General features: G+C 63.9%; 23 protein-coding genes and 1 riboswitch. Of the genes, 10 read left to right on the plus strand and 13 right to left on the minus strand.

Translation table 11 applies throughout. The features are described 5' to 3' along the window. Positions 1-35: 35 nt before the first annotated feature. The 7 genes from KP004_RS09990 to KP004_RS10020 all read right to left on the minus strand — a co-directional run bounded on the left by KP004_RS09990 (position 36) and on the right by KP004_RS10020 (position 8,168). The gene (locus KP004_RS09990; RefSeq protein WP_216802163.1) at positions 36-953 is read right to left on the minus strand and encodes a hypothetical protein; all 918 of its coding nucleotides are present in this window, start codon (positions 951-953) and stop codon (positions 36-38) included. 50 nt (positions 954-1,003) lie between these two features. Then, the gene (locus tag KP004_RS09995; RefSeq protein WP_216802164.1) at positions 1,004-2,068 is read right to left on the minus strand and encodes an AI-2E family transporter; all 1,065 of its coding nucleotides are present in this window, start codon (positions 2,066-2,068) and stop codon (positions 1,004-1,006) included. A 135-nt stretch (positions 2,069-2,203) separates the two neighbouring features. Further along, positions 2,204-2,488: a hypothetical protein gene (locus KP004_RS10000; RefSeq protein ID WP_216802165.1), complete on the minus strand. Its 285-nt coding sequence runs from the start codon at positions 2,486-2,488 to the stop codon at positions 2,204-2,206. 245 nt (positions 2,489-2,733) lie between these two features. After that, positions 2,734-3,459, minus strand: a complete 726-nt coding sequence (locus KP004_RS10005; RefSeq protein WP_216802166.1) for a lipoprotein insertase outer membrane protein LolB — start codon at positions 3,457-3,459, stop codon at positions 2,734-2,736. An 18-nt stretch (positions 3,460-3,477) separates the two neighbouring features. Continuing rightward, positions 3,478-4,728, minus strand: a complete 1,251-nt coding sequence (locus tag KP004_RS10010; protein ID WP_216802167.1) for a spinster family MFS transporter — start codon at positions 4,726-4,728, stop codon at positions 3,478-3,480. Between the two features lie 39 nt (positions 4,729-4,767). Continuing rightward, positions 4,768-7,248: an AMP-binding protein gene (locus tag KP004_RS10015; RefSeq protein WP_216802168.1), complete on the minus strand. Its 2,481-nt coding sequence runs from the start codon at positions 7,246-7,248 to the stop codon at positions 4,768-4,770. A 374-nt stretch (positions 7,249-7,622) separates the two neighbouring features. Further along, complete coding sequence (locus KP004_RS10020; RefSeq protein WP_216802169.1) at positions 7,623-8,168, minus strand: Ros/MucR family transcriptional regulator; 546 nt, start codon at positions 8,166-8,168, stop codon at positions 7,623-7,625. A 447-nt stretch (positions 8,169-8,615) separates the two neighbouring features. After that, a riboswitch (SAM riboswitch) is annotated at positions 8,616-8,722 on the plus strand. Positions 8,723-8,791: 69 nt separating this feature from the next. Here KP004_RS10020 and KP004_RS10025 point away from each other — a divergent pair. After that, the gene (locus KP004_RS10025) at positions 8,792-9,937 is read left to right on the plus strand and encodes a trans-sulfuration enzyme family protein (protein WP_216802170.1); all 1,146 of its coding nucleotides are present in this window, start codon (positions 8,792-8,794) and stop codon (positions 9,935-9,937) included. After that, positions 9,934-11,070, plus strand: a complete 1,137-nt coding sequence (locus tag KP004_RS10030) for a trans-sulfuration enzyme family protein (RefSeq protein WP_216802171.1) — start codon at positions 9,934-9,936, stop codon at positions 11,068-11,070. The genes KP004_RS10025 and KP004_RS10030 overlap by 4 nt, the downstream gene beginning before the upstream one ends. A 260-nt stretch (positions 11,071-11,330) precedes the next feature. Here KP004_RS10030 and KP004_RS10035 read toward each other — a convergent pair whose 3' ends face one another. Then, positions 11,331-12,680 carry a coiled-coil domain-containing protein gene (locus KP004_RS10035; RefSeq protein WP_216802172.1) on the minus strand — a complete coding sequence of 450 codons (1,350 nt, stop codon included), beginning with the start codon at positions 12,678-12,680 and terminating at the stop codon, positions 11,331-11,333. Positions 12,681-12,915: 235 nt separating this feature from the next. Further along, positions 12,916-13,377 (minus strand): YaiI/YqxD family protein, encoded by a 462-nt coding sequence (locus tag KP004_RS10040; protein ID WP_216802173.1) that lies wholly within the window; start codon positions 13,375-13,377, stop codon positions 12,916-12,918. Positions 13,378-13,619: 242 nt separating this feature from the next. On the opposite strand from KP004_RS10040, the gene KP004_RS10045 reads away from it, so the two are divergent. Further along, on the plus strand, positions 13,620-13,820 hold the full coding sequence (locus tag KP004_RS10045) for a cold-shock protein (protein WP_129126184.1): 201 nt from the start codon (positions 13,620-13,622) through the stop codon (positions 13,818-13,820). A 149-nt stretch (positions 13,821-13,969) separates the two neighbouring features. On the opposite strand, the gene KP004_RS10050 is transcribed toward KP004_RS10045, so the two are convergent. From KP004_RS10050 to KP004_RS10060, 3 genes are read right to left on the minus strand one after another with little or no spacing between them, the layout of a single operon-like run. Further along, the gene (locus tag KP004_RS10050; protein WP_216802174.1) at positions 13,970-14,749 is read right to left on the minus strand and encodes an energy-coupling factor ABC transporter ATP-binding protein; all 780 of its coding nucleotides are present in this window, start codon (positions 14,747-14,749) and stop codon (positions 13,970-13,972) included. Further along, the gene (gene cbiQ, locus KP004_RS10055; RefSeq protein ID WP_216802175.1) at positions 14,746-15,558 is read right to left on the minus strand and encodes a cobalt ECF transporter T component CbiQ; all 813 of its coding nucleotides are present in this window, start codon (positions 15,556-15,558) and stop codon (positions 14,746-14,748) included. Before cbiQ ends, KP004_RS10050 begins: the two co-directional genes overlap by 4 nt. 36 nt (positions 15,559-15,594) lie before the next feature. Then, positions 15,595-16,647 carry an energy-coupling factor ABC transporter permease gene (locus KP004_RS10060; RefSeq protein WP_216802176.1) on the minus strand — a complete coding sequence of 351 codons (1,053 nt, stop codon included), beginning with the start codon at positions 16,645-16,647 and terminating at the stop codon, positions 15,595-15,597. Between the two features lie 427 nt (positions 16,648-17,074). On the opposite strand from KP004_RS10060, the gene KP004_RS10065 reads away from it, so the two are divergent. Next, positions 17,075-19,471: a PAS domain-containing hybrid sensor histidine kinase/response regulator gene (locus KP004_RS10065; RefSeq protein ID WP_216802177.1), complete on the plus strand. Its 2,397-nt coding sequence runs from the start codon at positions 17,075-17,077 to the stop codon at positions 19,469-19,471. Between the two features lie 103 nt (positions 19,472-19,574). After that, on the plus strand, positions 19,575-21,236 hold the full coding sequence (locus tag KP004_RS10070; RefSeq protein ID WP_216802178.1) for a DUF3300 domain-containing protein: 1,662 nt from the start codon (positions 19,575-19,577) through the stop codon (positions 21,234-21,236). A 120-nt stretch (positions 21,237-21,356) separates the two neighbouring features. On the opposite strand, the gene KP004_RS10075 is transcribed toward KP004_RS10070, so the two are convergent. Continuing rightward, the gene (locus KP004_RS10075) at positions 21,357-22,649 is read right to left on the minus strand and encodes an amidohydrolase (protein ID WP_216802179.1); all 1,293 of its coding nucleotides are present in this window, start codon (positions 22,647-22,649) and stop codon (positions 21,357-21,359) included. A gap of 320 nt (positions 22,650-22,969) precedes the next feature. On the opposite strand from KP004_RS10075, the gene KP004_RS10080 reads away from it, so the two are divergent. The 5 genes from KP004_RS10080 to KP004_RS10100 all read left to right on the plus strand — a co-directional run bounded on the left by KP004_RS10080 (position 22,970) and on the right by KP004_RS10100 (position 25,580). After that, on the plus strand, positions 22,970-23,209 hold the full coding sequence (locus KP004_RS10080; protein WP_216802180.1) for a hypothetical protein: 240 nt from the start codon (positions 22,970-22,972) through the stop codon (positions 23,207-23,209). Positions 23,210-23,218: 9 nt separating this feature from the next. Next, on the plus strand, positions 23,219-23,515 hold the full coding sequence (locus KP004_RS10085; RefSeq protein ID WP_216802181.1) for a hypothetical protein: 297 nt from the start codon (positions 23,219-23,221) through the stop codon (positions 23,513-23,515). Positions 23,516-23,598: 83 nt separating this feature from the next. Continuing rightward, positions 23,599-24,198 (plus strand): hypothetical protein, encoded by a 600-nt coding sequence (locus KP004_RS10090; protein ID WP_216802182.1) that lies wholly within the window; start codon positions 23,599-23,601, stop codon positions 24,196-24,198. A 262-nt stretch (positions 24,199-24,460) separates the two neighbouring features. After that, positions 24,461-24,982 carry a SixA phosphatase family protein gene (locus KP004_RS10095; RefSeq protein ID WP_216802183.1) on the plus strand — a complete coding sequence of 174 codons (522 nt, stop codon included), beginning with the start codon at positions 24,461-24,463 and terminating at the stop codon, positions 24,980-24,982. Positions 24,983-25,055: 73 nt separating this feature from the next. After that, positions 25,056-25,580 carry a helix-hairpin-helix domain-containing protein gene (locus tag KP004_RS10100; protein ID WP_216802184.1) on the plus strand — a complete coding sequence of 175 codons (525 nt, stop codon included), beginning with the start codon at positions 25,056-25,058 and terminating at the stop codon, positions 25,578-25,580. The last annotated feature ends 40 nt before the right edge of the window (positions 25,581-25,620 follow it).

Raw genomic sequence — 25,620 nt, forward strand, 5'->3', positions numbered from 1 at the left:
GCATGTCCTTTGGCCTAAGCGGCGGGAACTCCCGATCAGCTTCCCTGCTTCGCCTGCAGGGCCTCCTGCTGGGCCCGCTCCATCTTCTTGTTGCTGAGGTAGGCGGCCTTGTCGATCTCCTTCAACTGGCGGGGATACTTGGCGGTCAGGTCGTACCAGCGGTTCAGGCGCTGCTCGAAGCGCTGCCCCTCCGGATACTTCTGCGTGTCCAGGTAGGTCTGCAGGGCGAGATAGTAGCGCATGGTGTTGCGCTCCACGGCACCGCGCACGCCGTCGATGTAGGTCTGTTTGCCGTCCTCCCCTACCAGGGTGAAGCCGACCTTGTCCCGCCCGAGGGTGGCGAAGTAGGTCTTGATGGCCATGCGCGCCATGGTGCCGTGGCTGTAGGTGTAGCTGAAGTGCAGGAAGGTACCCTGTCCCTCCAGCGGCACGGCCTGCACCCCGATGCGGTGGTCCTTGGTGCCGAAGGGTCCCTCCTCACCCACCAGGGCGAGTTCCAGGTAGTCGGGCTGGCTGGCGGCGACGCGGAAGGAGAGCTTGAGGGGATAGGCGTCGGAAGGGGGCTGGAAGTACTTGCGCCCGCTGTACAGGGTGAGCTGGGTCTGCTGCTTGACCGTCTTGTAGACGCAGGCCTTGATGTTGATGTGCAGCGGCGTGATGTCGCACCAGGCGGCCGGGGACTGCAGGGCCTCGCGGACCGCGTCGAAGGGATGGTGGAACACGCCGTACATGTCGACCCGCACCGAGTCTTGCCCCTCGACCGATTCGAGGAAGATCGGGGCGCCGAACTGGTTCTTCTCAAGTTTTACCTTGAGGGCTGCGTACTTGGCGAGGAGGGCCCGCTCGCCGGAAGGCTCGGTCTCCGCCGCACGCGCGAGGCTGCAGCAGAAAAGAATGATCAACAGGACCAATACCAAAAGCCTGGCGGAAACGATCCCTTTTTGAGCTGGCATAGGTTACATCCTCCTCCGGACGGCCGCAGAGCGGGGCCCGGGCGTCGGCATCAGGGGACGCCGCCCTCGTCGGTTGCCTCGGCGTCGGCGACGGCATCGTCCCACAGGGAAAACAGCACGGCGAAGATGACGGGGCCCACGATCAGACCGAGGAGCCCCATGCTGACCACCCCGCAGATGGCGCCCAGGACCACGGCGAGGGTCGAGATGTCGCTGGAGGCGCCGATGGCGAGAGGGCGGATGGCGTTGTCGGCGATGCCGACGAAGACGATGCACCAGGCGGCTAAGAGCCCTGCGGCGAGATAGGAGCCGTTGAGGGCTAGCACCGCGACCAGGGGCACCCAGACGACACCGGTCCCGACCACCGGGACCAGCGCGGCGATGGCGGTCAGGGCGCCGCAGAAGATCGGCGCCGGCACCCCGGCGACCCAGTAGCCGAGCCCGGCCAGCACCCCCTGGGTGGCGCAGGTCAGTACCGTCCCGACGGTCACCGCGGTGGTTATGGAGCGGATCTGTGCGGCGTACAGCTGTGCCTGGCGCGGATCCGGAGCGATCCGACCTATGAAGGCGGCAACGACCCGCTCGCCGTCGCGATAGATGAAGTAAAGGATGAACAATGCGATGGCAAGGGTGCCGAGGAAGCTGAACATGTTGCGCGCGAGATCTGCCGCCAGCCCCAGCACCACGGTGGAGCTCGTGGAGGCGATCTTCCCCCCGAGCCCGGCGAGATCGATGTTGAACCGGTCCACCAGTCCCATGATCTTCTGCACTACGGGGAGGTGCCCGAAATTGCTGGTGCCGGTCTTCCCGATGGTCTGTACCAGCTGCACCACCTGCCGGTACCAGTCCGGCGCGTTGACCGCCGCGGTGACCACCAGTGCGGCCACGGGAAGCACGAAACAGATCGCCACGGCGAGCACCATGATGCCGGCGGAGCGGTCGGGATGTTCAGGATAGCGGCGCAGCACGCGGTTGTAGTGAGGCATGGTGGCGACCCCGATGATGAGCCCCCAGGCGAGGGGCTTCAGGATGGGGGCGGCCAGGATCGTCATGAGGACGACGGCAGCGGCCGTGACCAGGGCCGCAAGTATGCTCAGATAGAGTTTTCTGTCCATCGGGCTCCCCTTTAGGATGGTATGGGCGTTTTCTGGATTACCGGGGTGCTTCGGGAAGTGCCATGGCTGGACCGGGTCCGGTCGCTGATCGAGGCGGGCGCCGAGGCGCCCGCGTGACGGGTAAGGGTGATGTCGCTACCTGGTGGTCTCTATCTTGCGTTCCTTCTCCTCGGGGGCGGCGGTCGGGCGCTGGGTCCCTTCCGGCTGCACCGACTGTTCGGTCTGGAAGGCGGGCCGTTCCCTGCGCTCGTTGCCGAGAACAGGCGGCTCTTCGACAACCTTCCAGTTCTTCCCCACCGGTATCGAGAGTTCTTTCACCCGTGCCGGCTGTACCTGGGGTTGTTGCTTTGCTTCGAAGAAGGTGCAGGCGCTGAGTGACAACAGACTGGTAACGAGCAAGGTGGCGTATGCGTATCTCATGGTGTCGACTCCTGAAGACTTTGTTGCCGGTGCGCTGAATCTGGCTTCCGCTGCCGAGCGGTGGGTCCTGCACTCTCATCGGTCTGAGAGTAAGAATAGCAAGACCCGGATATAATTAAAAGTTTTGTTTTGAACGGCTCGGCAACTCCAGCAGCAGCAACAACAATTGTTCCAGTCGAACATGCCGCAAAAACAGAACAAGGGCTAATTATGGCAAAGAACGGCCCGGGGTCAACCAGAGGGTGTCACATCACCTTGAATTCCGAGAGAGGATACACAGCCATTCCAGAGAGATCGGGCCTCAGTGAAGAGGACTCGACCGGTGCGTTCAGCTGCGGCTCGTCGAAAACGATGCGCACCTCCCCCCCGGTGGCGCTGCGGATCTCGATGGTTTCCGGGAAGGGAACCCCGTCCAGGCTCTGGTATCCCTGGTAGCGCACCTGGTCCCCTGAAGCCGCGACCTTGCGCTCGATCATCCCGATCTCGTCGTAGTAGTAGGCGGTGCCGTCGATCTCCACCTTCTGCCGCAGCGGCCCCGGTACCGGCAGGGGCGGCGGGGCCATCACCCAGCGAAACAGCTGCAGGCTCTTCAGTGCGCTCTCCGCGGGGAGCTCGGAGAGCAGCCCCGTGAAGGCAACCTGCTTGGAGGGGATCACGCAGGTGAACCGGTCGCTCTCGCCGAAAGCCTCCAGCATGGTCTGCCCGAACGGGGAAAGGATGAGCAGATGGTACAGGTCGGGCGCCTGGTAGACCAGGTAGCCGCGCCCGGCGCTGCTGCGCTCCCCCGACGAGGCGGAGAGGCTCACCGAGGACTGCACGGTGGTGATGCCGCGTCCCGGAACCAGTCCGGTGAGAGGCTGTTTGACGGTGGCACAGCCGGAAAAGAAGGCGGCGCAGACGGCGAGCAGGACCAGTCGGATCAACTGGGTGTGGATGCGGTGCGTTTTTATCACGGTAAACCTCGGGTTCATTTCGATAGGCTCTGACGGTTACGCTGAGGGTTCGGCCTGCGCCATGTCGTGGGCCACGAAGCGGCCGCAGACGAAGCAGAAGACGCCGGCAAGCGCCATCACCAGCGGGGTGGACAACAGTGCCGACCGAAGCCCCCACTGGTCGGAAAACCATCCCAGGATGGACGGCGAGACGGCATCCCCCAGGGCATGGATGAAGAAGATGTTGACCGCGAAGGCCATGGCGCGCACCCGCGGGTTGGTCACGTTGATGATGACCGTGTTGAGCGGGCCGGTGTTGAGAAAGAGGAAAAACTCCGCCATGAAGATCGCCGCCATGCAGGAGGGGATGTCCCGCGCCAGGATGGCCCAGGCGGCAAAGGGGGCGCCGATGAAAAAGCCCCACCCCGAAACGAGCAGGTACCCCTTGCTGCTCTTCTTCTGCCAGCGGTCGCCGAGGACGCCCCCGACCAGGGTGCCCAGGATGCCGGCCACCACGGTGACGGCGCCGAACATGAGGTTGGCCTTTTCGACGTTCAGCGCATGGGTGCGGAACAGGAAGGTGGGGATCCACTGCGCCAGCCCGCCGATGGCGAAGGTCATGGCGGCCATGGCGAGCGTGTTGGTGACGAAGGAGCGGTTGTGGAAGAGCTGCAGGTATCCGGCGACACCGCCCTTTTCCTGCCCCGCCGCCTGCTCGGGACTCTCGGCGCTCCCGCGTTCGGGGGTGCGCAGAAACCAGAGCGGCACGGCGATCAGGATACCGGGGAGGCCGACCATGAGGAAGGCGGAGTGCCAGCCGAAGCGCTGACCGAGGACGCCCCCCAGCAGATAACCGAGGGCGCTCCCGACCGGGATGGCGACGTAGAACCAGGAGAGGACGCTGCCGCGCTTTTCCTTCTCGAAGAAGTCGGCGATGAGTCCCGGAGAGACGGTGCCGAAGCTCGCCTCCCCTACCCCGACGGTGGCGCGGGCGGCGAGCAGGGTGCGGTAGCCGGGCGCGAAGCCGGCCAGGATGGTGGCGAAGCTCCAGATGACCACGCCGGTGGAGGCGAGCTTGACCCGATTCCAGTGGTCGCCCAGCCAGCCGAACACCGGCGCGATCACCATGTAGCTCACCATGAAGGCGCTGCCGAGGAGCCCCAGCTCGGTATCGGTTATGGAGAGGTCCGCCTTGATCAGCGGGAAAACGGCGAACAGCACCTGGCGGTCGATGTAGTTCAGGAGGTTTACCGCCAGCAGCAGCCCGAGGGCGTAGCGGCGGTAAGCCAGGGAAATGGGTTCCTTCATCCGACACACTCCTTCATCACAACATTCTTCATCACGACATCATTGAATTTCAGCCACCGCCGCCTGCGCCCTGGCAACGATCTGCGCGGGCTCCTCGAAGCGGAACGATAGCGGTTTCCCGAAGGTGACCGTCACCGTGCCGCGCCTGGGGATGCCGGTGTGCTTCGGCGGGAGGATCTTGTCGGTCCCCGCGATCTTAACCGGCACGATGGGAATCTCCAGTTCCTTGGCGATGATGCCCAGGCCGAGCTGGAAGTCCTGCATGGTACCGTCGTGCGAGTGGCCACCCTCGGGGAAGATCAGGGTGTTCAGCCCCCGGTCGGTGAGCTTTCCCATGTACCTGACGGCCGTGGAGAAGCCGCTGGTCTGAGGCAGCGGGAACAGGTTCAGGAACAGGGTGCCGTACTGGTAGGCAGCCAGGCGCCAGAAGCGGTCCAGACCGTGGTAGTCGCCGAAGAAGAATTCCTCCCAGGCGGCGGTCGCGGTACGGTAACGGACCTCCCTGGGGAGCGCGAACATGAGGGAAGGCTGGTCGAAATACCCCAGGTGGTTGGCGATGAAGATGACCGGGCCCTCAAGCTGCTCGACGTTCTCGCGCCCGCGCACCTCGAGCCTCGCAAAGAGGCGGTACAGGGGGTAGTTCAGGAGCGCGTCCCCCAGCATGCGCAGGGCGCGGACCGGAGCCGTGTTGGTCCAGAAGCGGTAGTGGCCGCGCCGGTGCCCCTTCTCGCGCCGGGCGATGATGCGACGCACCTCGGCGACCCTGGTCTGCGGGCCGATCTGGGAGTCCTCGATATCGAGCCTGAATTCCTGCTCGAGGTAGTTGACCAGTTCCAGGCGGCCGATGGAGGTGAGCCCGAGATCCGCGACCAGCAGGGAATCCTCCCTGATATCGCCGGCATCGGTGCCGGTGACCTTGGCGAGCAGGTTCACCAGGTGGTCCTGGGTCGCCCCGGAGCCGCCGGCGGCTGCGCCCTGCTTCACCTGCTCCTTGACCTGGAACTTTCTGATTTTAAGCGTGGTGGTCTTGGGGAACTCCGGCTCGCGCCAGATGGTGTAGCCGGTGATCTGGTGCATGGTGTCGAGCTGGGAGTTGGCCCGGGCCAGGATCTCGTCGGGTTTGGCGCCGCTGTCGTCCAAAAGGAGAACCGCGTGCACCTCCTCGCCGGCGCCGCGGTCCAGGCCGATGACGCACGATTCCTTCACCCCGGGGACCTTGTTCAGGACCGCCTCCAGCTCGTCGGGATAGACGTTGACCCCGCCGCCGGTGACGATGAGCTCCTTCTCGCGCCCCTTGATGGTGAGCCAGCCGTCGGCTCCGATCTCGCCCAGGTCGCCGGTCTTGAACCAGCCGTCCTCCGTGAAGGCGGCCCTGGTCGCCTGTTCGTTCTGGTAGTAGCCCGGAAAAACGTTGTCTCCTCTCACCACCACTTCCTTGCCGTCCAGCCTCAGCTCCACCCCCGGCAGCGGCGGCCCGACCGAACCGGCCACCTGCTTCTCCACGGTGTTGACGCAGAGAACCGGCGAGCACTCGGAAAGCCCGTACCCCTCGAGCACGGTAAAGCCCATGCTGTCCCAGAAGCGGAACACCTCGGGGTCGAGCGGCGCCCCGCCCGAGACGAACACGGTAAAGTTGGCGCCGAACTTTTTCTGCACCGGGAAGAACAGTTTCTTCCGGGCCGGCTTGGAAAGCCCCTGCCCCAGCTGCGTGAGCGACGCGAAGGCGCCGGTCAGATGCTTCTCGGCCAGCTCCCGCTCGATGGTGGTTTTCAACAGCTGCATCAGCCGCGGCACCGACATGATCACGTAGACGTCTTCCTCGCCCAGCGCCTCCATGATGGCGGAAGGCTTGAGGGTGCGCGGGTAGATGACGGCGGCGCCGCGGTACAGCGGCGTGAAGAAGCCCCCCATCTGCTCGAACATGTGCGACAGCGGCAGCAGCGACAGAAAGGAAAACTCGGGGGTGATGATGGGAACCTGACGGTTGATCTGGACCATGTTGGCCACCAGGTTCCCGTGGGTCAGGATCACCCCTTTGGGGTTGCCGGTGGTACCCGAGGTGTAGATGAGCTGGGCGATGTCGTCGGGGCCCGGGTGCACCACGTCGGCGTAGGGGGGGGCGTCCTCGAGCAGATACTTCAGGTCCTCCAGGAGCAGACCATCCGGAACGTCGAGCCGCTCCGGCTTGAACCGGCTCTGCAGCACCACCTTGGCCTGGGTGAGCTTCAGGATCGATTCGGCGCGGCCGCGGTCCGACATGAAATCGACGGGAACGGCGATGGCGCCGCGCATGATGATGCCCCAGTAGGCAACGCCCCACCAGGACGAGTTCGGCCCCCATAACAGCACGCGATCCCCGGGCGCCACGCCCTGACGCGCGAGCAGCCCCGCCATCTTCAGGGAGAGCTCGGAGAGCTCGCGATACGAAACCGCGAAGCGGCGCACGCCGGTTCGGTTCACCAGAGCGGTCTTATCCCCCCGCGGCGCAAAGCTATGAAAAAGATCTACCAGTGTCCGCATCTCTGACTCCCGTAGGCGGCGCATGTCAGTTGCAGCTTTATGAGGTACCATCACAACTTCGAACGAAAAGAAAGATCGGGCGGCACCACCTACTGACACTACTAAACGTCCGCATCATCTTCCCAAGGAAGCATTGTCACACGTGCGCATCGCTTTGGCAACCATGCAGCGCTGCCGAGCAATCAATCGCGGCGCTGTGAGCAACTGCTACGGGCAAGGGAGTTTAACCGAAGCCCGCCGCAAAACCAATCCCAAAACAGAAATAAAGAGCGGACTGAGCCGCAAACGCAGATGCTTACCCCTTTACCGCAGTATCTATGCAACAAAAAAAGCCGCCCCGTTAGGGAGCGGCTTTTAAACCGAATCAGTGCGGATCAGGCCACCTTCGCCTTTGCACTGTCCTTGGGAGCCTTGGCCCCTTTGGTGACCTTGGCGGGCTTGGCCGGCTTGACAGGCTTGGCCGCCTTGGCGGCCTTGGCGGGAACCGCCTTCTTCGCCTCGATGTTGGCCATGCGCACGCCGCGCGCCTTGGCGAGATTGTCGGCCAGACCGCGGTCCAGGGCCATTTTCCGGCGCGCTTCGGAGTAGTTCTTGGCCGCCAGCGGCTGCTTGCCCGGAATGCCGAACTGCTTCTTGTACTCGCCCGGCTTCATGCCATGCGCGGTGTTCAGGTGACGGGCCAGCGTCTTGAAGCCCCCTTTGCCACACAGCATGCAGACGACCTCGCCTTTCTTGAACGCTTCTTTTACTGTCAAGGAAGCTTTGGGTTCCTCTACACCCTCGACAGGTTCACCGGCTTCAAGATTTTTGAGGGCGCTGTGCACTTTGCTGATTTCGAATATAAGCTGATCAGAAGTCATCGGAGTGCTAGACGCATGTGACGCCACGATCTGAGCTGCGATTTCTACCAAAGTTGCCATTGATATCCCTCCATTGATCATTATGTACCTTGGATTATAGTGGCAGGTTTCCAAGCATTGTCAAATCAACAAAATAAACTTTTTATGTATGTCATCCGTGATAGCAAGAGAGGAGGATCAATGACAGGCAATGGGCCTGAGCGTTGTCAGTATCCCCAGAAGAGAAACCGACAGAATGTTCGATTGCCTGAGGTATAAAAGAGAATGAGCCTGTTGCTGCCGTACCAGATACAGAAAGACGCTTTGGTATACCATCCGGCCTCGTTCCGGGTAGCGGAGCGACGTCCCGGCGCACCGGGCAACACTACCTGGGCGGTAGGGAAAAGATTTACCAGAAATAACTTTTATTTTAGTCAACAAGTAGAGTTTTATGGTTGACAAAAGGACAGTGCCTCAGTATTACTAGAGTCACGGATTAAAGCAGCACCCCTGACAACCGAATAGCATAACTTATCCAGAGCGATCGAGGGACTGGCCCTATGACATCGCGGCAACCTCCCCACGGGGGGAAGGTGCCAAATCCAGCGGAACGGCAACGTTCCGAAAGATAAGGAAGTGCGGACCGACAATAGAAAAGTCCCCTTCCGACCCCGGAAGGGGACTTTTTCCATTTGGAGGCTACGATGCACATCGCAACCACTGCAGCACAGATAGGACTCGAGCGCGAGAGCCGGACCGGCGCGGTCACGGTCCCCATCTATCAGACCGCCACCTTCCGCCACCCCGGCCTGGGCCAGAGCACCGGGTACGATTACAGCCGCTCCGGCAACCCGACCCGCCAGGCCCTGGAGGAAGGGATCGCAAAACTCGAAGGCGCGAGCCGCGGCTTCGCCTACGCCTCCGGAATGGCCGCCATCACGAGCCTCATGTTCCTGTTTCAACAGGGAGACCACCTGATCGTCACCGAGGACCTCTACGGCGGAAGCTACCGGCTGTTCGAGAAGCTGTTCCAGCAGTTCGGCCTGAGCTTCAGCTACGTCGACACGAGCGACGTGGAGCTGGTGCGCCGGGCGATCCGCCCGAACACCCGCGCCCTGTTCGTGGAATCGCTCACCAATCCGCTGCTCAAGGTGGCCGACGTGCGGCGACTGGCCGAGATTTGTAAGGGCAACGACATGCTCTGCATCGTCGACAACACCTTCCTCACCCCGTACCTGTTGCGCTGCCTCGACCTCGGCGCCGACATCACCGTCTACTCGGGGAGCAAGTACCTGGCCGGGCACAACGACGTGGTCTGCGGCCTGGTGGCGGTAAAAGACGCGGCCCTCGCGGAAAAGGTCTATTTCCACCAAAACGGCGCCGGCGCGGTCCTGGGACCGCAGGATTCCTGGCTCACCGTCCGCGGCATCAAGACGCTCAGCATCCGCATGGACCGCCAGCAGGAAAACGCCCTGGCGCTGGCCCAGTGGCTTACCCGGCACCCGCGGGTGGGACGGGTCTACTATCCCGGGCTCCCCGACCACCCGGGGCACGACCTGATGAAGCACCAGTGCGGAGGCTTCGGCGCCATGATCGCCTTCGAGGTGACCGAACCGGAGCTGGTGAACCAGCTCCTGATGAAGACGGAGCTCATCTCCTTCGCCGAGAGCCTCGGCGGGGTCGAGAGCCTGATCACCTTCCCGCGGGTGCAGACCCACGCGGACATCGAGCCCGAGAAACTGCAGCGGCTCGGCATCAACCACCTGCTGCTGCGCCTGTCGGTGGGAATAGAAGACAAAGACGACCTGATCGCCGACCTGGCCCAGGCATTCGAAGGAGAGCACGCATGAAATTCGCCACCGAACTGATCCACGGCGTCGACCCGATCGACCCCGAGCACGGCTCCGTAAGCCACCCCATCTACCTCTCGTCGACCTTCGCGCAGCGCTCGGTAGACAGCTTCGGCCGCTACGACTACGCCCGCTCCGGCAACCCGACCCGCGAGGCGCTGGAGGAGGCGATCGCCGGTCTGGAAAAGGGAGCGGTCGGCCTGGCCTTCGCGTCGGGGATCGCGGCCACCGCCTCCACCCTGCTCCTGTTCAAGCCGGGCGATCACCTGGTGGTGTGCGAAGACGTCTACGGCGGCACCTTCCGGCTCCTCACCACCTTGTTCAAGGGATGGGGACTCGAGGCCACCTTCGTGGATGCCACCGACAACGCCGCCATCGCCGCCGCGATCCGGCCCGAAACAAAGGCCCTCTACCTGGAGACGCCGTCCAACCCGCTGATCAAGATCACCGATCTCGCCGCCGCGGTCGACCTGGCGAGGGAGAACGGCATCCTCACCATCGTGGACAACACGTTCATGACCCCGTACCTGCAGCGGCCGCTGGAGCTTGGCTGCGACATCGTGGTGCACAGCGGCACCAAGTTCCTGAACGGCCACTCCGACGTGATCTGCGGTTTCGCGGTCGCCAAGGACCCGGAACTGGGGCAGCGGCTGCGCTTCATCCAGAACGCCTTCGGCGCGGTGCTCGGTCCGCAGGACAGCTGGCTGGTGCTGCGCGGCCTGAAAACCCTCAAGGTCCGCATGGAGGAGCACCAGGCAAGTGCGCGAAAGATCGTGGCCTGGCTGGGCGAGCAGAAGGCGGTGCAGCGGGTCTACTATCCCGGCCTCCCCGACCACCCGGGTTACGAGATCCACAACCGCCAGGCCGGCGGTCCCGGGGGCGTGCTCTCCTTCGAGCTTGACAGCTACGACACCACCAAGCGTCTCCTGGAAGGGGTGAAGCTGGCTGCCTTCGCGGTCAGCCTGGGGGGCGTGGAGAGCATCCTCTCCTACCCCGCCAAGATGTCGCACGCGGCCATGCCCCCGGCCGAGCGCGAGGCCCGCGGCATCAAGGACACCCTGGTCCGTCTCTCGGTGGGTCTCGAGGACCCGGACGACCTCATCGCAGACATGGCGAGGTTCCTCAACGTTTAAGAGAGGCGGCATCGCGTCTGCCATACCCTGTAGGGGCGGATTATCATTCGCCCCCTCCATTGCGCACACCTTACAAGCAGTTACGCAAAGTACGCTGAGTATCCGCGATGATCGCAAAGAAAGGCTCTTGAGGTAATCCCCACAAGTTTTCATTGCGGTCTTTGCGCCTACTTCGGGTCCTTTGCGTAACCGCTTTTCAACAAGAAAGCCCGGGAAAATCTCTCCCGGGCTTTCGTAATCTCTCTACCCCCTCCCCTGCCTCACCTTCTCCACTTGAAGCTCACCGTCTTCACCCCCGGTATCGCCTGCTGGAAGACGGCCAGCCCCTCGTCGGTGATGCTGTTGCCGCTGCTGGTCAGCCCCTGCAGCCCCTGCATCCCCTGCAGGTAGACCAGGCCGCGGTCGGAGATACGGGTCTGGTACAGATAGATCCTCTTCAGGTTCGCCAGGGTCGAGATGCTGAGCAGCGCGGCGTCGGTAAGCCCCGAGCCGCACAGGTAGAGCTCCTCGAGCCCGGAGAGATGGACGATGCTGTCCAGGTCGGCGTCACAGACGTCGTAAAGATAGAGCGCCTGCAGGTCCTCGGGACGCACCCCCTGCAGCTGTTTGAGCTTCCGGCTCGCCCCCTCTTTCACGTCCAGGCGCAACGCCTGGTCCAGGGCGACCCTAACGGCGCCGATGGCGGGGCCCGCTTTCTTCCAGGCGTTGAAACCGACCGAGTGAAGATCGCGCTGGTAGAGATCGCCGCACTGTTCGTCGCCGGGAAAGGACACCACGCGGCTGTGCCTCGCCGCCCCCTGCGTCCGTCCACTGCCCTGCCCCCCTTGCAGCGCAGCCAGGCGTCGCTCGGCACGCGCGATGTTTATCTCGGCGGCCGCCACCAGGTCGGCGAAGAGATCGCTCCCTGCGGCGGCGCTCTCATCGACGCGCAGCTTGAAACGGTGCACGTAACTGCCGCGCAACTGCTCGATCTGCTCGTGGATCTCCCGGATCGCCTCGATCTCGACGGCTATCTGCTTCTTAAGCCGCGCCAGCTCGGCCCTCAGGTCGCTTTGCTCGGCCTGTTCGGGGAAATGGCGCCGCCAGCTCCTGAGGATCTCGCGCAGGGCCCGGTGGTCCTCGTCGGCATAGGCCTTGTTGGCCTTCAGCATCAGCTCGTGCCGCAGCGAGCCGGCGCCCTCCCCGGCCAGGTCGGGGTGGATGGCCTTGGCGACCTCACGGTAGAGCGCCTTTATGTCCTGGGGATCCGACTTCCAGACCCGACCGCGCGCCTGGCCTTCCCCCCGGAAGGTCGTGCCGCTTCGGTAGGTCTGACCATCGCTGCGGTCTTCCTTGTGACTGCGGCCGGCCGGTTCGTCCTCGGCGCCGTCATCGCCGTCCGGAACGTAAGCGCCGGTCAACCGCGCTATCTCGTGCTCCAGCCGTTCCAGCTCGGCCATGCGCCGCCCCAGCGTCTGCTGGTAATTCCTCTCGAAACCCGCGATCTCCTCGCGCAACTGGTTCAATACGGCGGCAGCCTCGGCGTGGCGGGCGCGCAGGGAGGCAAGCTCGGCCCGTTTCTGCTCGAGCTCTGTTTCCCCGGAAGACCTCTGTTGATAGTGGGCAGTCATAGGCGTCGCACTGTCTCAAGATTTATTGAAATACCGTCATTTTTGAGGCGACATTAACACGACCGGAGGCACAGGTACAAAAGATTTTATCACACAGCGAGGAAATCTGTTTCAGACAGGAAGGATGATACTGACATAGACGAAACGGCAGATAGGGAAGAGCCTTTGTGCAGGAAACGGTAAAGACCGCGACGTGACAGTGGAGGCGGGATAAAACGGTGACTATGACAGACGTTCAGGGGCGCTCGCCACGCACCATGCGGGTCAGCAGCCGGTCCAGAGCGGAGGCGAAACGCTGACGGTCGGCAAGCCCGAACTGCGCCGGGCCTCCCAGCAGCAGACCGTCGTTGCGCAGATCCTGCATCAGGTTGCGCATGGAGAGCCGCTCGCCCACGTTCTCCTCGGTGTAGAGCTCACCGCGCGGGTCCAGCGCGACGCCGCCCCGCTCCACCACCCTGGCAGCCAGCGGGATGTCGGCGGTGATGACCAGGTCGCTCGCCTGTGCATGCTCGGCGATGTAGTCGTCGGCCACGTCGAAGCCTGCGGCCACGCGCACGGAGCTGACCAGCGCCGTGTGCGCCCGCGACAGGTCGCTGTTGGCGACCAGGCAGACCGGCACCTTGAGACGCTGCGAGGCGCGAAACACTATCTCCTTGATCACCCGTGGACAGGCGTCGGCATCTACCCAGATCTTCATACTCTCATTTCCTTTGTGCTTTGGCATAGCAGCAGTGTCTGCCGTCCGGCTGACCGCAACGGCAAGGGCACGCTACTACAGCGCGCGCCCTGTGTCAACGCAACGCTTTCCGTATACAAAGCAAAAAACTTTAAATCTAATTTAAAATATATTGACACGGGAATTACAAAGTGATACTGTCACGCGTCCTCGAATACCCGTGGATTAAAACCAAAAAGAAGTATTATGGGAGAAGTAAGTAAATGGTAAACGGTACTGTAAAGTGGTTTAACGACAGCAAGGGGTTTGGCTTTCTTGAGCAGGAGAACGGCGAGGATGTCTTCGTTCACTTCTCCGCTATCAACAGCGACGGCTTCAAATCCCTCACCGAGGGTGACAGCGTGACCTTCGAAATCGTCAAGGGACCGAAAGGCCTCCAGGCAGCTAACGTCAGCAGGGTTTAATCCCAATAACATAGCGTAGAACTTTACGAAAGCCCCGGAGGAATCCGGGGCTTTCTTTTTTTTCGCCCGAAGGGACAGACTCCGTAGGTGCCTGTCCCTCTTGCGGAACGCTCCTTTCAGCTCAGCAACCTACCTCAAGCACCAAAGCACTAAGGGGACAGGCACCTTGCGGAGCCAGTCCCCTTGCCGCACACAGGGCATCCCTGCATCGAGAGCGGCTTCTCCAGCCGGCACTCCCGAAGCAGCGCCTCATCCCGGAAGATCTCCAGCGTCGGGCCGTCCGCCCGCACCACCCCTTGCGAAAGCACCACGGTCCGCTCGCAGACCTCCAGCACCATGTCCAGGTCATGACTGGTGATGATCTTGCTGTGGTGAAAATCCCGCAGAAGTCCGATCAGCTGCCTGCGGGCGTACGGGTCCAGGCCGTTGGTCGGCTCGTCCATGACCAGGATGTCAGGCGACATGGAGAGGACCGTGGCGATGGCCACCCTCCTCTTCTCGCCGGCGGAGAGATGATAGGGCGCCTTACCCGCCAGGTGCTCGGCGTCGACCCGGCGCAAGGCCTCGGTCACGCAGTGATTCAATTCAGCACCGGCCAGTCCCAGGTTCAGGGGACCGAAGGCCACGTCCTCGTAGACCGTGGGCATGAAGAGCTGGTCGTCGGGGTCGTGAAAGACCATCCCGACGGTGCGGCGCGCTTCGTCCAGGGTGGCGCGGCTCACCGGGACGTGCCCGATGCGCACCTCCCCCGCATGGGGGAGCAGGTGCCCGTTCAGGTGCGCCAGGAGCGTCGATTTGCCCGCCCCGTTGGCCCCGATCACCGCCACGGACTCGCCGTGGGTGACACTGAAGCTGATGTCGCGCAGCGCCTCGGTGCCGTCGGGATAGACGTGGCGCAGGTGATCAATTTCAAGGATGTGATGGCTCATGACAGATGCCCCGTTATCAGCGTCCCGAGTAACTCGGCGCCGTTGTAGAACCTCAAGGTGATGCAGAGCGTGCTCCAGAAGAGCAGGAAGACGACTTCGCGCGCGCCGAAGCGCCCGGCCTGGGCGGCGGGAAAGGCCCCGGTGTAGCCCCTGGCGAGCATCGCCATATGCATCCGCTCGGCCCGCTGCCAGGTGCGCAGCAGCAGGTGCCCCAGCAGCGAGGCGTAGCTGGCGAACCCGCTCCCCTTGCGGCCAAAGCAGCGCAGCTCACGCGCCCGGGCGGCCCGCCCCCCCTCCTCGGCCAGCACGAACAGGTAGCGGTACAGGAAAAGGAGCTGCATGGCGAAGGGCTTGGGCATCCCCAGGCGCACCAGGGCGCGGCAGATGGAGGTGAACCCGGTGAGCGCGGTCAGGGTGAGCGCGGCGCTGACGGTCAGCGCGGTGCGCACGACGATGGAGGCAAACGACACCCAGCCGCCGCTGATACCAAGCGGCCCCAGGTGCAACAGTAAGGTGCGGTCGAAAAAGGGGTTGCCGATGCCGACGGCGATGGCGAAGGGGGCGACCAGGGCCACCTTTGTCGCCAGGTAACCGGCGGGAAGCCGGCCCGCGGCGATCAGGCAGACGGGGAAGATGAAGAAGGGGATCAGGGCGGAGAGTTCGTAACGGCCGAAGGAAACGACGCAGACGATGAAAACAAGGGTGGCCAGCACCTTGGCGCGGGGGTCGAGCCGGTGCAAGGGGGTGTCTCCCCCCGCGAGTTGGTCCAGCCGCTTCAAATCAAGCAATGCTCCGTGCACCGATGCCATCAGGTTCCCATCCTTACCGGCCGCAGCCGTTCTTCGCTAGACCTCGGGGGGTACCGCGGCGCGGCTTCCCCTGCGCAGCAGCAGCGCAGCGCCCGCGACCAGCAGGACGGTGACAGCGGTGCCCACGACACCGGCGACCCCGCTCCCCTTGCCGGAGACCGGCCTCCCTTCGGAGGCGGCCATCACCGGAGCGGTCGCCGTGCCGGGGGCGGCGGCAGGAGCGGGTTGGTAATCGGGAAACCAGGCGGTCTTGCGCTGCAGCGCTCCCAAAAGGGCCGGCAGACCACCGCGTTGTTGCGGAAGGGAGGCGCCGCCGGCGACTTTGGCCACCGACCATTCCAGCCCGTCCGGTTGCACCGAGGCAAAGCGGGACAGGGCGCCGGCAACAAGCAGGGCACAGACCAGGAAACCGGCAAGCACCAGGCGGCCGGGAGCGCCAGCCGGGGCGCTCCCCCGGACGAGGAGTTCCGGGCGGGCCTTGCGCAGGAAGGAGACCACGGCCAGCGTCACCGCCCCCTCGACGAGGCCGATGGCCAGGTGGATGGGCTGCATCAGAAGCAGGAATTTGCCTAAAGGCAGCGCGCAGACCCCCGAGGCCGCCGTCTCGAGGACGACGCAGAGCGCTCCCAGCTGCATGGCGAGCAGCGCCGAGAACATGGTCACCGCGACCTCGCGCCGACGCCCCGGCGCGGGGCCGATGAGCCTGCGGTAACAAAGCGGGTAGACCAAAAGTGCCGGGATCATGCCCAGGTTGAAGATGTTGCACCCCAAGGCGAGGAGGCCGCCGTCGGCGAAGAAAAAGGCCTGGACCATGAGGACGGAGGCGACGGTGAGAAAGGCGGCACTGGGGCCCAGCAGGATGGCAAGGAGCAGGCCGCCGGTCAGATGACCGCTCGACCCGGTACCGGGAATGGAGAAATTGATCATCTGCGCGGCGAACAGAAAGCCGCCCAGCACGCCCATAAGCGGCGCCAGGCGGTCGTCACGCCTGCGGCACAACCGCGCCGAGCAGATGGCGACGCCCCCCGCGGACACGGCCCACATGGTCGCGCCTACCGTGGGCGAGAGCAGAGCGTCCGCCATGTGCATGATCTTCCCCCTCGTGCCGTGGCACCGCCGGAGCGGTAGCACGATTTTCAATTCAGTAACACGGCAATATATACAAGAAGCCCCGGGTGCTGTCAACGCATATGCCCGCCGTTGCGTCCGTGTTCGCGTATACATCATCGACGATCCACACTCTTTGTTCTTTGACAGGTCAAAAGCCAATTTGCTCGCTGTGATCAGGGCCGCCACACACATTTTGCGGTTAGTTGTACTCACCTGCGCACAACATCACAGTAGGATACGAACAGGTTCTGTTTAGATGAATCTTTCTAGGTGAAATACGTACAATGTTCTTCTCTTTTTCCTAAAATAGTGCTAATCTCGCCCGTCGGTGACGGTGCCGTTGGCTGCGGTCCAGTCGCCGGAGCACAAGGTTCTGACTCGGTTGCTGCGCAAGGAGCGCTTGCCCATGACTGGTTCTGAGAAGCAAACCGTCCACTTCACCGCCAACTGCACGGTATTGCTTGCCTTCTTCGTCGCCCTCTTCTTTCCCGTCGGTTACTTCGCCATCAGTTACCAGTACGCGGTTGGCAGTCTCGAGACCGAGGCTGATATAAACGCCCGCATCATTTCCGGACTCGGCGACCTCGACCCCGGTTCCTGGCACAGCGAGGCGCAGCGCCTGGACGCCCTACTCTCCCACCGCGGCACCGCCGCAGCGAAAGAGAGGCACCGCATCCTCGATTCGATCGGCAACGAGCTGGCGGCAAGCGGTTACCATCCTGAATCCCCGGTTATCCTACGCTCGCAGCCCATTTACTACGGCGACAAGGTGATCGGCAGCGTCGAGATCAGCCGCTCGCTGCGCCCCCTTCTGAAGAAATCCCTCCTGGTCACGGTGATCGGTCTCAGCATCGGCCTCATCGTCTTCATCCTGCTCCCCTTCCGGGCCATCAACCGCGCCAACCGCCAGCTGCAGGACTCCTACGACTTCCTGCGCAAGGTCATGGAGAGCAGCGCCAATGCGGTCATCGTCCTGAACCTCGACGGCACCATCGGCATGGTCAACGGGCGCTGCACCGAAACCAGCGGCTACACCCCGGAACAGCTGCACGGCAGGGACATCCTGGAGCTCGTGTGTCCGGAGGCGCGCGACATGGTGCTCAGGCAACTGCACCTGGTCGCCAGCGGTGCCGCGGACATCGTCAAGTTCGAGACGGACCTGGTGTGCCGGGACGGCAGCACGGTGACCATCGCCTGCGGCGCCACTCCCGTCTACCAGGAGGGGCGCATCGCCGGCACCGTCCTCTCGGTGGAAAACATCACCGAGCGCAGGCTGGCGGTGGAAGCGCTCAAATCGGCCAAGGAGTACACGGAGAACCTGATCCAGGCGGCCTGCGTGATGATCGTAGGCCTCGACCTCAAGGGCGAAGTGACGCTCATCAACAAGACCGGGGAAGAAATGACCGGCTACAGCCAGGAAGAGCTGGCCGGCAAGAACTGGTTCGAGACGGTGATGGGAGCAGAAGCGTTCTTCAAGATGTGCGGCGCTTCCCAGCGGGACAACGACGACCAGACGATGAACGCTTTCGAGGGGCAGATCGTCACCAAGGCGGGGACGATGCGCACCGTCTCTTGGCGCAACAGCGCCATCGTCGAGAAGGGAACCAGGATCGGCACACTCTGTTTCGGCATCGACATCACCGAGCACAGAAAGATCGAGGCGCAGCTCAGGCATTCGCAGAAAATGGAATCGATCGGGCAGCTGGCAGGCGGCGTAGCACATGATTTCAACAACATGCTGAGCGTGATGATGGGGTACGCGCAGTTGTGCCAGCTCGAATCAAGCGAAGCGACCCCTTTGTGGCTCTACCTGCAGGAGATCATCAAGGCGGGCGAGCGCTCCCGGGACATGGTGCGCAAGCTGCTCGCTTTCTCGCGCAAGGAGATCATCTCTCCCCGCGCGGTGAATCTGAACGAGCACTGCCTGGAAACGGAGAAAACGCTGAGCAGGCTGATCGGCGAGGAGGTCCGCTTCAGCTTCGCCCCCGACCCCGCGCTCTGGACCGTAAAGATCGACCCCTCGCAGGTGGACCAGATCCTGATGAACCTCGCCGTCAACGCCCGCGACGCCATGCCCGACGGCGGCACCCTCACCATAAAGACCGAAAACATGGTCGTGGACGAAGCCTTCTGCGACTACCGCCTGGACGCAAAGCCCGGCTCGTACGCCTGCCTGAGTGTCGTCGACACCGGAACCGGGATGGACCGCGAGCTCGTCAAGCGCATCTTCGAGCCGTTTTTCACCACCAAGGAGGTGGGGCGGGGAACCGGGCTGGGACTCGCCACGGTGTACGGCATCGTGACCCAGAACGGCGGCTTCGTCGACGTGCAAAGCGAGCCGGGACAAGGCACCACCTTCCGGATCTACCTCCCCCGGCTGACCGGGGAGTCTGAGTCACCCGTTTCGAACCCTCCCGGCACACTCAGCGGCTCCGGCACCGTGCTGGTGGTCGAGGACGACGACATGCTGCGCGCCATGGCGACCCAGATGCTGGAGAAGATCGGCTACCGGGTGATCCAGGCGGCCTCCCCGCTGGTCGCCCTCTCCATCTGCGGGGAAACCGGCAACGACATCGACCTCGTGCTCTCCGACGTGATCATGCCGGAGATGAACGGACTGGATATGGCGCGCGGCATCGCCGACCTGCGCCCGGACGCCAAGGTGCTGTTCATGACCGGCTATTCCTCGGAGATCATCGCCAAGCGCGGCATCGTCGCCGACCGCGACATGCACTACATCCAGAAACCTTTTGACATGGAGGGGCTGCACGCCAAGATCATGGAGATGCGCACCGCCTGTTGATACTATCCCGCCTCGATGCGATGCCCCCGCTTTGCCTTGCCCGACGGCTTCTGCTAGACTGGACCGGTGGCGCCATAGGCAACGGAGCCCTTAGGAGACAGCTATGAAAAGGTTATTGATCTTCCTGATGCTGACAGTACTGCTTCCGCTTACTGTCAAAGCCGCACCGGTTCATGCACAGTCGGAGCCAGGGTACTACCAGATTTCGGACCAGGGGGAGTACGTCGACGACGACCTGCTCTACCCCGAGGAACTGGACGACCTACTGGGACCGATCGCGCTCTACCCCGACCCGCTGATCGCCCAGATCCTGCCGGCGGCCACCTTCGTCGACCAGATCCACGACGCCGCCAATTTCGTCCGGCTGTACGGCGACACCCCGCGTATCGACTACCAGACCTGGGACATCAGCGTTCGTGCCGTAGCACATTACCCGCAGGTACTGTACATGATGGACCGCGAGTACCAGTGGGCCGCGTCGCTGGGGCAGGCCTACATCGAGCAGCCCCAGGATGTGATGGACGCCATCCAGAGGCTGCGCCGGTTCGCCTACGACCAGGGCAACCTCTTCAGCACGCGGCAGCAGCAGGTCTACTTCGAGGGAGACGTCATCCGCATCGTCCCGGCGCGCCCGCAGTACGTGTACGTACCGGTGTACGACCCCACCGTCGTCTACGTGGAGCGCTACTACCCCAGTTCCCCCTTCATCACCTTCAGCGTCGGCTTCACCATCGGTCCGTGGCTGAACCGCGACTGCGACTGGCGCGAACACAGGGTCTACTACCACGGCTGGAGGGGGAGCGGCTGGATCACCCGCTCGCGCCCCTACGTGAGCGACCGCCGCGGCGTCTACATCAACAGGCGTGCCGCCACCATCACCATCAACGAGCGGGTGGTGCAGCGCGATACCCGCAGATACCGCGAACAGCTGCGCGTAGAGAGCAGACGGTACCGGGACGAAGGGAAGATGCCGCCGGTTCGGGTGGACCAGCGCCGTCCGGGGAGATTCGAACAGCCGCGCCCAGGCCGGGTCGAGCAGCTCAAACCGGGCAAAGTGGAGCAGCAGCGTCCCGGCAAGTTCGAACAGCCGCGCCCCGGCAAGTTCGAACAGCCGCGCCCCGGCAATGAACGCCGCAGGGAACCGTGGAGCCGCCGTGAATCCGTCCCCGCCCCGGGCGTACCCGGCCAGACGACCACGGCTCCCAAACCGGGTGTGACTCCGCCGGCAACGCAGCGGCAGCCGACGCCGGTCCAGCCGCGGGTCGATGCGGTGCAGCCGCCGACATCGGGCAAGCCCCACCCCCAGGGACCACAGGGGAGGATACGCACACCGGCGCCTCCCAAGCAACAGCCCCAGGTACAGACCGGCACCCAGCAGCCGCCTGCCGCCGCGGAAGAGCCGGCCGCGGAACGCCCCGACCGGGGCGAACTGCGGCACAGGGAACCGCGCCCGGTGAACCGTCCCAACATGCAGCCGGCGCCGGGCACGCCCGCGGTGCGCGGTGCCGCGCCCCACGGCCCGGCAGGTGAACCCGCGGTCAAGGCGCCTGCGGCAGCTCCGGCAAACCCGGCCACTCCGGCAGCACCGGCACGACCGGCGACGCCTCGGGCCGAGAAACCGCATGGCGCACCGGCACCGGCGGTAACGCAGCCCAAGGGCGAGCACGCAGAACCTGCGCGCCCGGCGCGTGAAGTCGAGCCAGGACAGGGGCGCGGCCGCGGTGAATCATCCGGCGGGCGCGCGCTGCAGAGGGAGGATCGCTGATCTTTCACCCGGACGGCGGCAGGGCGAAACCTGGCGTCCGTCCGCTCCGGTTGATTGAAAATGAAAAGGGGCGCATCTTGCGATGCGCCCCTTTTTTACTGTCCGATCGGTTGTCTTCCCCTACCCCGCCGGGAGCAGATCGCAGGCGGCGGAGACGAAGGCCTTCACCCCCGCCCGCAGCGTCGGCTCCGGCAGCGGCGCGTAAAGGGGCGAATGCTGCGACGGAAGCGATACCCCCAGGCGCTGTCCCTCCTCGAAGCGGACCGGATCGGCCGCGCCGAGCCAGAACATGCAGACCGGAATCCCGCCCCCAAGCCCCCACGACCCGAAATCCTCGCTCACCATCTTCGCAGCCGAGCGCACCACGTTGTCCACCCCCAAAGCCGCCCGCAGCGCACCCGCCACGCGCTCCGCCAGGTCGGGGTCGTTGTAGGTCGCCGGGTGGCACGCGAGCACGGAAACGACGGGAGAGCGCTCCTCGGGAACACCGGCGGCGAGGGCGACCCCGGCACAGATGCGCCGTACCGAGTCGAGGATCCTGTCGCGCACGCGGTTGTCGAAGCTCCTGATGCTCAGCTGCAGCACCACCTCTTCGGGAATGACGTTGCACGCGGCCCCGCCGTGAATGGAGCCGACGGTGACTACGGCCGGCTCGTGCGGGGTGATCTCGCGGCTCACGATGGTCTGCAGCGCCAGCACGAGCTGCGCCGCCATCACCACGGGGTCCCTGCCGTGTTCCGGCGCCGAGCCGTGCGCCCCCACGCCGCGCACCACCACCTCCACCTCGGTGAAACTGGCCAGGAAGTTGCCAGGCGCGTACCCGGCGGTCCCGGCCTTCAGGAACAGGGTGCTGTGCAGGGCCAGGGCGTAATCCGGTCTCGGGCAGAGCCGGTAGGCGCCGTCATCGATCATCGCCTGGGCGCCGTCTCCCCCCTCTTCCCCGGGCTGGCCGACCAGCACCAGCGTCCCGGACCAGCACTCCCTGGCGCGAGCCAGCACCCGGGCCGCACCCAACAGGCAGGAGACGTGCAGGTCGTGCCCGCAGGCGTGCATCACCGGGACCTCGCTGCCGTCCCGGTAGGTCGCCCGCGCGCTGCTGGCGTAGGACAGTCCCGTTTTCTCCTCGACCGGCAGCGCATCCATGTCCGCACGCATCAAAAGCGTGGGCCCTGCCCCGTTCTCCAGCACCGCCAGCACACCGAAGCCGGGCCAGTCGAACCTGCTGTACCTGCCGATACCTTCCGTCACCGTGAAACCGAGCGCTTCCAGCTCGGCTGCGAGCAGCGAGGCCGTCTTGCGCTCCTGACCGGACAGCTCGGGATGGGCGTGCAGATGCTTGTAGATCTCAACCAGCGACGGCACTTCGGCTTCGACCAACCGGTTCAGTGAGTCGAGCTGCGTTTGTGTCGGCATAAAATCTCTCACAAGGGTAATGAAATACCGGTGCAGGTTACTATGTCTCGGCTTTGTTATCAACTCTTAGATACGAAGCTTGCTCTGCCGAGATCACCTAACCCAGTATCTCTTCACAACGTGCATTCGGGCAGCGACATCGAAGCCTCACGCCGCGGTGCACTGCACGGGAACAGGCAGGGTGGCTATTTAATGAGCAGCACGCGGAACGGCCCACGCGGCAGCTGCCGCCGTAACCATGCGGAAAGGCGTATGTCACGCCACCAGGCCCTGCGGCTGGCATGTTCCATGTAATGCGGCATACCCAAGGAGGAGCTGCCATGACAGAGATCATCGACGGGATCGCACACGTCACTGCGGCCGAGGCCGCCATCGAGCTGTCCACGACGGAAACCCGCGTCCTCATGCTGCTCAAGCAAAAGGCGCTGCAGGGAACCCTTTCCGACCAGGGATGGTTCATCACCAAGGCCTCGCTGGACAGCTACGACCGAGACGGTGAGGAAGTGCAGCAGCCGGCCTGCCGCAGCGCCTGCACCGCGTCCCGTTGCGGCTGCCACTAGGAGCGTCCCATGGGACTTGCCATCGTCGCCTCCGATCTGAAATACAAGTACCCGAAGGTTACCCGGACCAGGTTCGACGCCAAGTTTTCCGGCCCGGACGACAGCGCCCCTTTCAACCGGGACGACCTCTACGACATCCTGCCGCTGCTGGCGGCGGTCATGGATGAACTGCAGCGGGATGACGCCGCCACCCTGCACTTCCTGGAGGACCTGATGAACCAGGACATGCCCCGCTTCCTGGTCAGCCGCGGCGAGGTCTTCGACTTCCTCACCGGCTGCGGCAGGGAGATGCTCTCCTACCGGTAGCGGGCAACATCGGCACCACCCAAGGCACAGCAGCCTGAATTCCCTGACGCGCTGCAGCGTCAGCCACATAAAGGAGAGCGGCAATGAACAGCTTAGCCACCATGAGAGAGTCAACGACAGACGCGACCTGCGCCGGCTTCAACGAGACCGGCTGCACCATAGAGCCCATTCCCGGGCGCCCGGGCGGCTACCGCCTGGAGATGTCGGGTTTCCTCGCGCCGGGGTGGAGCGGCAGGCTTGCCGCCGGCCTCTCCGACCACCGTGTCGGCATCGTGCGGGGGAGCGCGGAGAAGGTCAACGCCAGCAACTGGCGCTCGAGCTTCGAACTGAAAAGCGCCCCCTTCGCGGGGAGCCCGGAAGGGCTCGATTTCCTGCGGCTGGCCGGCACCGAGCCCAACCACAGGGCAGCCGGCATCGAGCTCCTCTCCTTCACCATGGAGCCGACCGCGTGCCACAACGGGAGCCTCTTCGTCGAGATCAAGGGTGTGGACCGGCTGGGCTTTCTCGGAGACCTGCTGGACTACTTCAGCATGCGCTGCCTGTTCCCCGTGAAGATGACCATCGACACCCAGGGTGACACCGCCGTCGACCGCTTCTGGCTCAGAGGCGTGGGAGGCTCGGTACCGTCGGAGGCCATCTCCGAGTCCATGAAACGAAACCTGGAACAGCTCCTGGTGCGCTGAGGCGACGTCCCGCACTGTCACCCGCCTCGACCGCGCACGACACAGATGCGCCCTCCCCTCACCGGGAGGGCGTCCTTTCCCTCGCCCCTTCCCCGTAGTTCTCTTCGGTACAGCCCCTCTCACTCACACGGTTGGACATGCCACAGTCGCAACGGGTCGTCACCGTTCACCTGACCCTGACGGCGGCGGATAAAGACAGCCGGTTGCAAATCCAGAGAGATCCGCTAAAGTCTTTAGCGTCGCCTAATCCAGGGAGCCGCCCATGATCATTCACATAGTCCGTCACGCAGAAGCCATAGAGAGAACACCCGAGGTCCCCGAAGAGCACCGCTACCTCACCCGTCGTGGCAGAAGACGTTTCCGCAAAGCCGCCAAGAGCCTCGCCACACTCGGCATCGAGCCGGACCTGATCCTGACCAGCCCGCTGGTGCGCGCCGTGCAGACCGCTGACATACTGGCGGAAAGGCTGCGTTACAAGCGGGAGCTGATCGTGGCGCCCCAGCTCGCTCCCGGTTTCCGCCCGGAAAAGCTCGACGAGTTGCTCAAGCTCTACCCGCAGGTGAGCGAGGTCGCGCTGGTGGGACACGAGCCGGACCTGGGCCTGGTGACGCAGGCGCTGCTCGGGGAGGAGGCGTCCCTCACCCTGCCCAAAGGGGGAACCGTTTCGTTCAAGAGAAGCGCCAACGGCAGCGGAGAACCGCAATTCCAGCAACTGGTGACCGGAACGGGCAGGATCGTCACCGCACGCGGCAAGGCGATCGATCGCCTGCGGCAAGGGGGCTGACCCCAAGCCAGGCAAACAAGGGGACAGGCACCTGCGGAGCCAGTCCCCTCACCAAACGCACAAGGAGTCAAAGATGGTCCAGTCGGCAGCGGATTTCAGACGGCTGAAAGGGGTCGGCGCGATCCTCGGCAAGCGCCTGTACGATGCAGGGTTCGACAGCTTCGCCAAGATCGCCCAGGCCGGAGAGGAAGGTTTGAGCAAGGTGCGCGGGGTGAACCGGCGCCACATGGGGTCGATACTGCAACAGGCGAGGGAACTCGCCGGGATGGAACAGGACGACCGGCAGCCCGCCGGGGCACTGATGCAGCAGCGCGTGGCCGGGGTACGGGAAAAGGTGGAAACCCTGGCGCAGAGTACCCGCGACCGGTTCTTGGGGGAGATGTCGGAGAAGTGCGGCAGAAAGCTCGGCTCGGACCTGGAGAGGATCGAGAACGCCCTGCTGCAGATGCACGATTTCGGCACCAAGCGCTCCAAACGCATCGCGAAGATACTCACTAAGGCGGAGAAGAAGGTCACCGGACTGGAAGAGGCAAGTCTCAAGAAGGTCCGCAAGGGGTTCAAGAAAGCGAGAAAGGTCGTGTTGAAGGCGCTTGCCTAGCATTGCCACTCCCTCCATCCCGAGTTGTCACAATCCGCCC

The sequence above is a fragment of the Geomonas oryzisoli genome, assembly GCF_018986915.1.
GTDB lineage: Bacteria > Desulfobacterota > Desulfuromonadia > Geobacterales > Geobacteraceae > Geomonas > Geomonas oryzisoli.

Excerpts from the sequence above, each read along its gene's own strand:
- KP004_RS10030 (WP_216802171.1), top strand. The coding sequence starts at position 9,934 with ATGAAATTCGCCACCGAACTGATCCACGGCGTCGACCCGATCGACCCC.
- KP004_RS10035 (WP_216802172.1), bottom strand. The coding sequence starts at position 12,680 with ATGACTGCCCACTATCAACAGAGGTCTTCCGGGGAAACAGAGCTCGAG.
- KP004_RS09995 (WP_216802164.1), bottom strand. The coding sequence starts at position 2,068 with ATGGACAGAAAACTCTATCTGAGCATACTTGCGGCCCTGGTCACGGCC.
- KP004_RS10010 (WP_216802167.1), bottom strand. The coding sequence starts at position 4,728 with ATGAAGGAACCCATTTCCCTGGCTTACCGCCGCTACGCCCTCGGGCTG.
- KP004_RS10050 (WP_216802174.1), bottom strand. The coding sequence starts at position 14,749 with ATGAGCCATCACATCCTTGAAATTGATCACCTGCGCCACGTCTATCCC.
- KP004_RS10085 (WP_216802181.1), top strand. The coding sequence starts at position 23,219 with ATGGGACTTGCCATCGTCGCCTCCGATCTGAAATACAAGTACCCGAAG.
- KP004_RS10015 (WP_216802168.1), bottom strand. The coding sequence starts at position 7,248 with ATGCGGACACTGGTAGATCTTTTTCATAGCTTTGCGCCGCGGGGGGAT.
- KP004_RS10025 (WP_216802170.1), top strand. The coding sequence starts at position 8,792 with ATGCACATCGCAACCACTGCAGCACAGATAGGACTCGAGCGCGAGAGC.
- KP004_RS10075 (WP_216802179.1), bottom strand. The coding sequence starts at position 22,649 with ATGCCGACACAAACGCAGCTCGACTCACTGAACCGGTTGGTCGAAGCC.
- KP004_RS10095 (WP_216802183.1), top strand. The coding sequence starts at position 24,461 with ATGATCATTCACATAGTCCGTCACGCAGAAGCCATAGAGAGAACACCC.
- KP004_RS10000 (WP_216802165.1), bottom strand. The coding sequence starts at position 2,488 with ATGAGATACGCATACGCCACCTTGCTCGTTACCAGTCTGTTGTCACTC.
- KP004_RS10020 (WP_216802169.1), bottom strand. The coding sequence starts at position 8,168 with ATGGCAACTTTGGTAGAAATCGCAGCTCAGATCGTGGCGTCACATGCG.
- KP004_RS10060 (WP_216802176.1), bottom strand. The coding sequence starts at position 16,647 with ATGCACATGGCGGACGCTCTGCTCTCGCCCACGGTAGGCGCGACCATG.
- KP004_RS10080 (WP_216802180.1), top strand. The coding sequence starts at position 22,970 with ATGACAGAGATCATCGACGGGATCGCACACGTCACTGCGGCCGAGGCC.
- KP004_RS10100 (WP_216802184.1), top strand. The coding sequence starts at position 25,056 with ATGGTCCAGTCGGCAGCGGATTTCAGACGGCTGAAAGGGGTCGGCGCG.
- KP004_RS10045 (WP_129126184.1), top strand. The coding sequence starts at position 13,620 with ATGGTAAACGGTACTGTAAAGTGGTTTAACGACAGCAAGGGGTTTGGC.
- KP004_RS10090 (WP_216802182.1), top strand. The coding sequence starts at position 23,599 with ATGAACAGCTTAGCCACCATGAGAGAGTCAACGACAGACGCGACCTGC.
- KP004_RS10005 (WP_216802166.1), bottom strand. The coding sequence starts at position 3,459 with ATGAACCCGAGGTTTACCGTGATAAAAACGCACCGCATCCACACCCAG.
- KP004_RS10070 (WP_216802178.1), top strand. The coding sequence starts at position 19,575 with ATGAAAAGGTTATTGATCTTCCTGATGCTGACAGTACTGCTTCCGCTT.
- KP004_RS10040 (WP_216802173.1), bottom strand. The coding sequence starts at position 13,377 with ATGAAGATCTGGGTAGATGCCGACGCCTGTCCACGGGTGATCAAGGAG.
- KP004_RS10065 (WP_216802177.1), top strand. The coding sequence starts at position 17,075 with ATGACTGGTTCTGAGAAGCAAACCGTCCACTTCACCGCCAACTGCACG.
- cbiQ (WP_216802175.1), bottom strand. The coding sequence starts at position 15,558 with ATGGCATCGGTGCACGGAGCATTGCTTGATTTGAAGCGGCTGGACCAA.
- KP004_RS09990 (WP_216802163.1), bottom strand. The coding sequence starts at position 953 with ATGCCAGCTCAAAAAGGGATCGTTTCCGCCAGGCTTTTGGTATTGGTC.